This window comes from Pseudenterobacter timonensis, assembly GCF_900021175.1.
Taxonomy (GTDB): domain Bacteria; phylum Pseudomonadota; class Gammaproteobacteria; order Enterobacterales; family Enterobacteriaceae; genus Enterobacter; species Enterobacter timonensis.
Map to the genome: position 1 here is coordinate 265166 of NZ_FCOP01000007.1, position 8472 is coordinate 273637.

Below are 8472 nucleotides of genomic sequence, written 5' to 3' on the forward strand. Positions count from 1 at the left end.
TGAAGGATATGGCTTGCCAGACGACGGATGAAGCAAGAGGAGATCGCCCGCAGGCGATGCAACAGCTGATTGACTCTTGTTCCCTTCGCAGGTATTAGCCTGATCAGGTTCCGCGGATCCCGAATTAACGGTCTCAGCCCGAATGGGCACTCCGACAAGAAAAGGCTCCTGCAGAGCAGGAGCGGTGTTTGTAAATTACGCGTTAATGATTAAGAACTCAAGCGGGTCGCACCATGTTCTCTTCGTTGCTGGCGTTAAGCGGATTCGCCAGCGCCAGAACAATCAGGGCATCTTCCAGCGTAAAGCGCTCTTCCAGCGCCTCGCCCAGATCGGATAACGCCTGCTGAAACTCCAGATAGTTATCGTGATCGATGGCGTTCTCCAGCGTGGAGTCGTAATAATCCATGATGCGCTGGGTATTGGCTTCCAGCTGAGGAAAAATATTGGCACCGGCAAAATTCGGGCTGCTCCCTTTTTGACTCCGCAAGTTTAAGATTAAAAGCTGCCCACCAAATGTAAGAATAATGTTACCAACATGCCTGTGAAGCAAAGGTTGTGCAATAGATATGGATCGTATAATTGAAAAATCAGATCGTGGCTGGTGGATCGTCAGCCATGAACAAAAATTATGGATGCCCGGCGGAGATTTACCATACGGCGAGGCTGTAAATTTCGATCTTGTGGGCCAGCACGCACGCGTAATCGGGGAATGGCAGGGCGAGCCGGTGTGGTTGATCCAGCAGGCGCGTCGCCAGGAGATGGGATCGCTTCGTCAGCTACTGGATCGGGATCCCGGCCTGTTTCAGCTGGCGGGACGCGGCGTGCAGCTGGCTGAATTTTACCGCTCGCATAAGTTCTGCGGCTATTGCGGCCACCCCATGCATCCGAGCAAAACCGAGTGGGCGATGCTCTGCGGCCACTGCCGTGAGCGCTACTACCCGCAAATCGCGCCGTGCATCATCGTCGCCATCCGTCGGGAGGATTCCATCCTGCTGGCGCAACATACCCGCCATCGCAACGGTATTCATACCGTACTGGCCGGCTTCGTTGAAGTGGGCGAGACGCTGGAGCAGACGGTAGCCCGCGAGGTGATGGAAGAGAGCGGCATCAAAGTCAAAAATCTGCGCTATGTCACCTCGCAGCCGTGGCCCTTCCCGCAGTCGCTGATGACCGCCTTTATGGCGGAGTATGAGAGCGGGGATATCGTTATCGATCCGAAAGAGCTGCTGGAGGCGAACTGGTATCGCTACGACGATCTACCGCTGTTACCGCCGCCGGGCACCGTGGCGCGGCGCTTAATTGAAGATACGGTGGCGCTGTGTCGGGCAGAGTATGAGTGATGTTACACTAGGCGTCTGACGCATTAAGGAACAGCAAAATGACCGAACTGAAGAACGATCGCTATCTGCGTGCGCTGCTGCGCCAGCCCGTGGATGTTACCCCCGTGTGGATGATGCGCCAGGCGGGCCGCTATCTGCCGGAGTACAAAGCCACGCGCGCCCAGGCGGGCGATTTTATGTCGCTGTGCAAAAACGCGGAGCTGGCCTGCGAGGTGACCCTCCAGCCGCTGCGCCGTTACCCGCTGGATGCGGCGATCCTTTTTTCAGACATCCTCACCATCCCTGACGCCATGGGGCTGGGACTCTACTTCGAGACGGGCGAAGGTCCGCGCTTTACCTCGCCGGTTAAGAACAAAGCGGATGTAGACAAGCTGCCCGTTCCCGACCCGGAGCAGGAGCTGGGGTATGTGATGAACGCGGTACGGACCATTCGCCGTGAACTGAGGGGGGAGGTGCCGCTGATCGGCTTTTCCGGCAGCCCATGGACGCTGGCGACCTATATGGTGGAAGGCGGCAGCAGCAAGGCTTTTACGGTCATCAAGAAGATGATGTACGCCGAGCCGCTGACGCTGCATGCCCTGCTCGATAAGCTGGCGAAAAGCGTTACCCTCTACCTTAACGCCCAAATCAAAGCGGGCGCGCAGTCGGTCATGATCTTTGACACCTGGGGCGGCGTGTTGACCGGGCGCGACTATCAGCAGTTCTCCCTCTACTACATGCATAAAATCGTCGATGGCCTGCTGCGTGAAAACGACGGCCGTCGCGTGCCGGTGACGCTCTTTACCAAAGGGGGCGGCCAGTGGCTGGAGGCGATGGCGCAGACCGGCTGCGACGCGCTGGGACTCGACTGGACCACCGATATCGCCGATGCGCGTCGTCGCGTGGGCGACAAGGTGGCGCTGCAAGGCAATATGGATCCGTCTATGCTTTATGCAGCGCCCGCCCGCATCGAGGAAGAGGTTGCCACTATACTTGCCGGCTTTGGTCAGGGGGAAGGCCACGTCTTTAACCTGGGCCACGGCATTCATCAGGATGTGCCGCCAGAACACGCTGGCGCGTTTGTAGAGGCGGTACACCGACTTTCTGCGCAGTACCACCGCTAAGGAGCTGTTATGGATCTCGCGTCATTACGCGCGCAACAAATCGAACTGGCCTCATCGGTTATCCGTGAGGATCGTCTGGAAAAGGACCCGCCGCGGCTGATAGGCGGCGCAGACGTCGGATTTGAGCAGGGCGGGGAGGTGACGCGAGCGGCGATGGTGCTGTTGTCCTGGCCGGAACTGGAGCTGGTGGAGTACAAGGTGGCGCGCATTCCCACCACCATGCCCTATATTCCCGGCTTTCTCTCCTTTCGTGAATATCCCGCGCTGATGGCAGCGTGGGAGCAACTCTCGCAAAAACCCGATCTGCTGTTTGTGGATGGTCACGGTATTTCACACCCGCGCAGGCTCGGCGTCGCCAGTCATTTTGGCCTGCTGGTGGATGTCCCGACCATCGGCGTGGCGAAAAAACGCCTCTGCGGCAAATTTGAGCCTCTCTCCGCCGAACCGGGCGCGCTGGCGCCGCTTATCGATAAAGGCGAGCAGCTGGCGTGGGTCTGGCGCAGTAAAGCGCGCTGTAATCCCCTGTTTGTCGCCACCGGCCACCGGGTGAGCGTGGATACCGCTCTGGCATGGGTCCAGCGCTGTATGAAGGGCTACCGCCTGCCGGAGCCAACCCGCTGGGCCGATGCCGTCGCATCGGGACGTCCGGCCTTTGTTCGTTGGCAAGAAATTCAGCGCTGATTCAGGTAAACTGCCGCCAATTTCCGATTCGAGAGATCATCATGCTACAAAACCCGATCCATCTGCGCCTGGAGAAACTGGAGAGCTGGCAGCACGTCACCTTTATGGCCTGCCTGTGCGAGCGCATGTACCCTAATTATGCCGCCTTCTGCAAGGAGACCGGGTTTGGCGACGGCCATATCTACCGCCGCATTCTCGACCTGATCTGGGAGACGCTGACGGTGAAGGATGCGAAGGTGAACTTCGACTCCCAGCTCGAAAAGCTCGAAGAGGCGATCCCGGCGGCGGATGATTACGATATCTATGGCGTCTATCCGGCCATTGACGCCTGCGTGGCGTTAAGCGAGCTGATTCACTCCCGTCTGAGCGGCGAAACGCTGGAGCATGCTATTGAAGTGAGCAAGGCGTCTATTACCACCGTGGCGATGCTGGAGATGACCCAGGAAGGGCGGGAAATGACGGACGATGAACTGCGCGTTAACCCGGCCGTTGAGCAGGAATGGGATATTCAGTGGGAGATATTTCGCCTGCTGGCCGCCTGTGAAGAACGCGATCCTGAACTGATTAAAGGGCTGCGTGCGGACCTGCGCGAGGCGGGCGAGAGCAATATCGGTATAAAAATTAATCAATGAGACAACAAAACGTGATTTAACGTCCGTTTTGTCATGCCTCGACTCTTCCCATCCGCCCCCCGTCTGGTCTACATTTGGGGGGCGAAAAAAAGTGGCTATCGGTGCGTGTATGCAGGAGAGTGCTTTTCAGGCCTTTTCGTCGCACTCGATGCTTAGCAAGCGATAAACACATTGTAAGGATAACTTATGAACAAGACTCAACTGATTGATGTAATTGCTGACAAGGCTGACCTGTCTAAAGTGCAGGCGAAAGCTGCTCTGGAATCCACCCTGGCTGCAATTACTGAGTCTCTGAAAGAAGGCGATGCTGTACAACTGGTAGGTTTCGGTACCTTCAAAGTGAACCACCGCGCTGAGCGTACTGGCCGCAACCCGCAGACCGGTAAAGAGATCAAAATCGCCGCGGCTAACGTACCGGCATTTGTTTCTGGTAAAGCACTGAAAGACGCAGTTAAGTAAGACGCGTGGCAGTGAACAGATTTAACGGAGGGGCGGTTTCGCCCCTTTTGTCTGTCTGGCGTATGGCGATGCTGGCGGGAGCGCTGCTGCTCACGGCCTGTAGCCACGACTCCTCTCTGCCGCCCTTCACCGCCAGCGGCTACGCCGATAACCAGGGCGCGGTCCGCATCTGGCGCAAAGATACCGGCAACGACGTTCACCTCCTCACCGCATTTAGCCCATGGCATACCGGCAATACCACGACGGCGGAATACCGTTGGCAGGGGGAGATGCTGGCGCTGATCGACCTCAATATCTACAGCAAAACGCCAGAGCATGTGCGCGTTCGTTTCGACGATAACGGTGACGTGAGTTTTATGCAGCATGAGGTTAGCGGCCATAAACAGCAGCTCTCCAGCGATCAAATCGATCTCTACCGCTATCGCGCCGCACAGGTGCGTCAGACCAGCGATGCGTTGCGTCTGGGGCAGGTGGTGTTACGTCAGGGACGCTGGCATGCCGATGGGTCGGTTACCACCTGCGAAGGACAGACGGTAAAGCCTGAGCTGGAAAGCTGGGAGATCGCGCATATTCAACGCCGGCAGCGTCATTCCTCACTTGAAGTGAGCATCGCCTGGCTGGAAGCGCCGGAAGGGGCACAGCTGTTGCTGGTGGCGAACGAAGATTACTGCACCTGGCAGCCAACGGAAGAGGATTTTTAACGCGCTCCCCTCGTCATTACCGGGAGGAACGCGTTACGGGGAACGTTATTTGCCTTGCTCGCGCGCAATGGCACGATAGCCGATATCCCGGCGGCTGAAGCTACCGTCCCAGTGAATATCCGCCATCAGCGCATAGGCGCGCTGCTGCGCTTCTGCGACCGACGAGCCAAGCGCCGTGGCACACAGTACGCGGCCACCGTTGGTCAGCACCCGGTCGTCATCCGAAAGCGTAGTACCGGCATGAAAGACCTTCGCGGCGTCCAGCGCTTCCAGCGGCAGGCCGTGGATCTCATCGCCGGTACGATAGCTGCCCGGATATCCGCCTGCGGCAATCACCACGCCCAGCGAGGCGCGCTCGTCCCATTCTGAGGTTTTCTCGTCCAGCTTGCCGTCACAGGCGGCCAGGCAGAGCTCGACCAGATCGGATTTCATGCGCAGCATGATCGGCTGAGTTTCCGGATCGCCAAAGCGACAGTTAAACTCAATGACCTTCGGATTCCCCTGTTTATCGATCATCAGACCCGCATACAGGAAGCCGGTATAGGTATTCCCCTCCATCGCCATTCCTTTCACGGTTGGCCAGATGATACGTTCCATGGTGCGCTGATGGACCTCGTCGGTAACGACTGGCGCCGGGGAGTAAGCGCCCATACCGCCGGTGTTCGGGCCAGTATCGCCATCGCCTACGCGCTTGTGGTCCTGGCTGGTGGCCATCGGCAGGACATGCTCGCCGTCCACCATAACGATAAAGCTCGCCTCTTCGCCGTCGAGGAACTCTTCGATAACGATACGGTGCCCCGCGTCGCCAAAGGCGTTGCCTGCCAGCATATCCTGAACGGCCGCTTCGGCTTCTTCGAGGGTCATCGCCACAATCACCCCTTTACCGGCAGCCAGGCCGTCGGCTTTGATGACGATGGGCGCCCCTTTCTCACGCAGATAAGCGAGCGCGGGCTCAACCTCGGTAAAATTCTGGTATTCGGCGGTCGGGATGTTATGTCGCGCGAGGAAATCTTTGGTAAAGGCTTTCGAGCCTTCCAGCTGGGCGGCGCCCTCGGTAGGACCAAAAATTTTCAGTCCTGCGGCACGAAACGCATCCACTACGCCAATGACCAGCGGCGCTTCCGGGCCGACAATGGTCAGATCGATCTTCTCATTCTGCGCAAAGCTTAACAGCGCCGGGATATCGGTGACATCAATCGCGACGTTCTGCAGGGTCGGCTCCAGGGCGGTGCCGGCGTTGCCCGGGGCGACAAAAACGGTCTCCACTTTGGGCGACTGCGCCGCTTTCCACGCCAGCGCGTGCTCGCGCCCGCCGTTACCAATTACTAAAACTTTCATCGTCTGCTCCATTAATGGCGGAAGTGGCGCATATCGGTGAAGATCATCGCAATACCGTGTTCGTCGGCGGCGGCAATGACTTCTTCATCGCGGATAGAGCCGCCCGGCTGAATGACACAGGTCACCCCAACGGCGGCGGCGGCATCGATACCGTCACGGAACGGGAAGAAGGCGTCAGAGGCCATTGCGGAGCCTTTCACTTCCAGCCCTTCGTCGGCTGCTTTGATACCGGCAATTTTCGCGGAGTAGACGCGGCTCATCTGCCCGGCGCCAATGCCAATGGTCATGTTCTCTTTGGCATAGACAATAGCGTTCGATTTTACGAACTTCGCCACTTTCCAGCAGAACAGCGCATCACGCAGCTCCTGCTCGTCCGGCTGGCGTTTGGTGACGACCTGCAGTTCGCCCGCAGTGACCATTCCCAGATCGCGATCCTGTACCAGCAGACCGCCGTTGACGCGTTTGAAGTCCAGGCCCGGTACACGCTCACCCCACGCGCCGCAAACCAGGACGCGAACATTCTGTTTCGCCGCGGTGATGCTCAGCGCCTCTTCTGTTGCAGAAGGGGCAATAATCACCTCCACAAACTGACGGGAGATAATGGCACGGGCAGTTTCCGCATCCAGTTCGCGGTTAAAAGCGATGATGCCACCGAAAGCGGAGGTGGGGTCGGTTTTGTAGGCGCGATCGTAAGCCTCCAGAATCGAGCTGCTTACCGCCACGCCGCATGGGTTAGCATGCTTCACGATCACACAGGCCGGCTCGCTAAACTCTTTGACACACTCCAGCGCCGCGTCGGTATCGGCGATGTTGTTATAGGAGAGCGCTTTACCCTGTACCTGTTGCGCGGTGGCGACGGAAGCCTCTTTGATCTCTTCTTCTATATAGAAGGCAGCCTGTTGGTGGCTGTTTTCCCCGTAACGCATATCCTGCTTTTTAATGAAGTTCAGGTTCAGGGTACGCGGGAAGCGGCCTGAAGGCTCCTTGCTCTCTTCATGGTAGGCAGGAACCATGCTGCCGAAGTAGTTCGCAATCATGCTGTCATAGGCGGCGGTGTGTTCGAACGCTTTAATCGCCAGATCGAAACGCGTCTCCAGGGTCAGAGAGCCGTCGTTGGCATCCATCTCACTAATAATGGCGTTGTAGTCGCTGCTCTTAACGACGATAGCTACATCTTTATGGTTCTTGGCCGCGGAGCGGACCATGGTCGGGCCGCCGATATCGATATTTTCTACCGCGTCTTCCAGCGAGCAACCTTCGCGGGCTACGGTCTGGGCGAACGGGTAGAGGTTCACAACCACCATATCGATCGGCGCGATACCATGCTCTTCCATAATGCCATCATCCTGACCGCGACGGCCCAAAATACCGCCGTGCACTTTCGGGTGTAGCGTCTTGACGCGCCCATCCATCATTTCCGGGAAACCGGTATAGTCAGACACTTCGGTGACCGACAGACCTTTATCTGCCAGCAGGCGGGCGGTACCGCCTGTGGAAAGCAGCTCCACGCCACGCGCAGAAAGCGCCTGAGCAAATTCGACGATACCGGCTTTGTCAGAAACACTGAGCAGCGCGCGGCGGACTGGACGACGTTGTTGCATGGTAAATCCCCTGGATTTCACGATTACAGAGAGCGTTAGATGAATTTTCCTCTGAAAAACTCAGCTAACACATCTGACGGGGCATCTTTATTTAGCGCGAGCATTTTAACGAAAACGTTTGCGCAACGCTCGCGAATTTTCATCTTTTCGAGGTGATGTGGATAACTCTGTGTGTAACAGGGTATAAGGCGGGGTTTTGCTGGGGAATGCAGCAGTCAGTCATTTTTCTGCAATTTTTCTATTGCGGCCTGCAGAGAACTCCCTATAATGCGCCTCCATCGACACGGCGGATGTGAATCACTTCAGAAACAGCCGGTTGGTTGAAGAGAAAAAATCCTGAAAAACAGGGTTGACTCTGAAAGAGGAAAGCGTAATATACGCCACCTCGCGACGGTGAGCTGAAAGCCGCGTCGCACCTGCTCTTTAACAATTTATCAGACAATCTGTGTGGGCACTCAGGTGACATGGATTCTTAATGTCTTCGGACAATAAATGAATACCAAGTCTCATTGAGTGAACACGTAATTCATTACGAAGTTTAATTCTTTGAGCATCAAACTTTTAAATTGAAGAGTTTGATCATGGCTCAGATTGAACGCTGGCGGCAGGCCTAACAC

The 8472-nt window shown here is 56.8% G+C and carries 8 protein-coding genes, 1 pseudogene and 1 riboswitch; of the genes and pseudogenes, 6 read left to right on the plus strand and 3 right to left on the minus strand.

The genetic code is table 11. From position 1 onward, the window contains the following. Positions 1-63: 63 nt before the first annotated feature. A riboswitch (TPP riboswitch) is annotated at positions 64-164 on the minus strand. 53 nt (positions 165-217) lie between these two features. Continuing rightward, positions 218-475, minus strand: a pseudogene (locus BN3796_RS20645) (Rsd/AlgQ family anti-sigma factor); the annotation flags it as partial. Between the two features lie 91 nt (positions 476-566). Between BN3796_RS20645 and nudC the strand changes: the two are divergent. The 6 genes from nudC to BN3796_RS02295 all read left to right on the plus strand — a co-directional run bounded on the left by nudC (position 567) and on the right by BN3796_RS02295 (position 4916). Then, on the plus strand, positions 567-1340 hold the full coding sequence (gene nudC / locus BN3796_RS02270) for an NAD(+) diphosphatase (RefSeq protein ID WP_061706810.1): 774 nt from the start codon (positions 567-569) through the stop codon (positions 1338-1340). A 38-nt stretch (positions 1341-1378) separates the two neighbouring features. Beyond that, positions 1379-2443, plus strand: a complete 1065-nt coding sequence (hemE, locus tag BN3796_RS02275; protein WP_061706811.1) for a uroporphyrinogen decarboxylase — start codon at positions 1379-1381, stop codon at positions 2441-2443. Positions 2444-2452: 9 nt separating this feature from the next. Next, a complete protein-coding gene (gene nfi / locus BN3796_RS02280) occupies positions 2453-3124 on the plus strand; it encodes a deoxyribonuclease V (protein WP_061706812.1) in 672 nt (223 codons plus the stop codon). Between the two features lie 41 nt (positions 3125-3165). Beyond that, positions 3166-3756 carry a YjaG family protein gene (locus tag BN3796_RS02285; protein ID WP_061706813.1) on the plus strand — a complete coding sequence of 197 codons (591 nt, stop codon included), beginning with the start codon at positions 3166-3168 and terminating at the stop codon, positions 3754-3756. Between the two features lie 186 nt (positions 3757-3942). After that, a complete protein-coding gene (gene hupA / locus BN3796_RS02290) occupies positions 3943-4215 on the plus strand; it encodes a nucleoid-associated protein HU-alpha (RefSeq protein ID WP_002445246.1) in 273 nt (90 codons plus the stop codon). Between the two features lie 11 nt (positions 4216-4226). Continuing rightward, positions 4227-4916: a DUF1481 domain-containing protein gene (locus BN3796_RS02295; RefSeq protein WP_081430624.1), complete on the plus strand. Its 690-nt coding sequence runs from the start codon at positions 4227-4229 to the stop codon at positions 4914-4916. 45 nt (positions 4917-4961) lie between these two features. Here BN3796_RS02295 and purD read toward each other — a convergent pair whose 3' ends face one another. Both purD and purH read right to left on the minus strand, forming a co-directional pair. Continuing rightward, positions 4962-6254, minus strand: a complete 1293-nt coding sequence (purD, locus tag BN3796_RS02300; protein WP_061706815.1) for a phosphoribosylamine--glycine ligase — start codon at positions 6252-6254, stop codon at positions 4962-4964. Positions 6255-6265: 11 nt separating this feature from the next. Continuing rightward, positions 6266-7855: a bifunctional phosphoribosylaminoimidazolecarboxamide formyltransferase/IMP cyclohydrolase gene (purH, locus tag BN3796_RS02305; RefSeq protein ID WP_061706816.1), complete on the minus strand. Its 1590-nt coding sequence runs from the start codon at positions 7853-7855 to the stop codon at positions 6266-6268. Positions 7856-8472: the final 617 nt, after the last annotated feature.

Excerpts from the sequence above, each read along its gene's own strand:
- purH (WP_061706816.1), bottom strand. The coding sequence starts at position 7,855 with ATGCAACAACGTCGTCCAGTCCGCCGCGCGCTGCTCAGTGTTTCTGAC.
- purD (WP_061706815.1), bottom strand. The coding sequence starts at position 6,254 with ATGAAAGTTTTAGTAATTGGTAACGGCGGGCGCGAGCACGCGCTGGCG.
- hemE (WP_061706811.1), top strand. The coding sequence starts at position 1,379 with ATGACCGAACTGAAGAACGATCGCTATCTGCGTGCGCTGCTGCGCCAG.
- nfi (WP_061706812.1), top strand. The coding sequence starts at position 2,453 with ATGGATCTCGCGTCATTACGCGCGCAACAAATCGAACTGGCCTCATCG.
- nudC (WP_061706810.1), top strand. The coding sequence starts at position 567 with ATGGATCGTATAATTGAAAAATCAGATCGTGGCTGGTGGATCGTCAGC.
- hupA (WP_002445246.1), top strand. The coding sequence starts at position 3,943 with ATGAACAAGACTCAACTGATTGATGTAATTGCTGACAAGGCTGACCTG.
- BN3796_RS02285 (WP_061706813.1), top strand. The coding sequence starts at position 3,166 with ATGCTACAAAACCCGATCCATCTGCGCCTGGAGAAACTGGAGAGCTGG.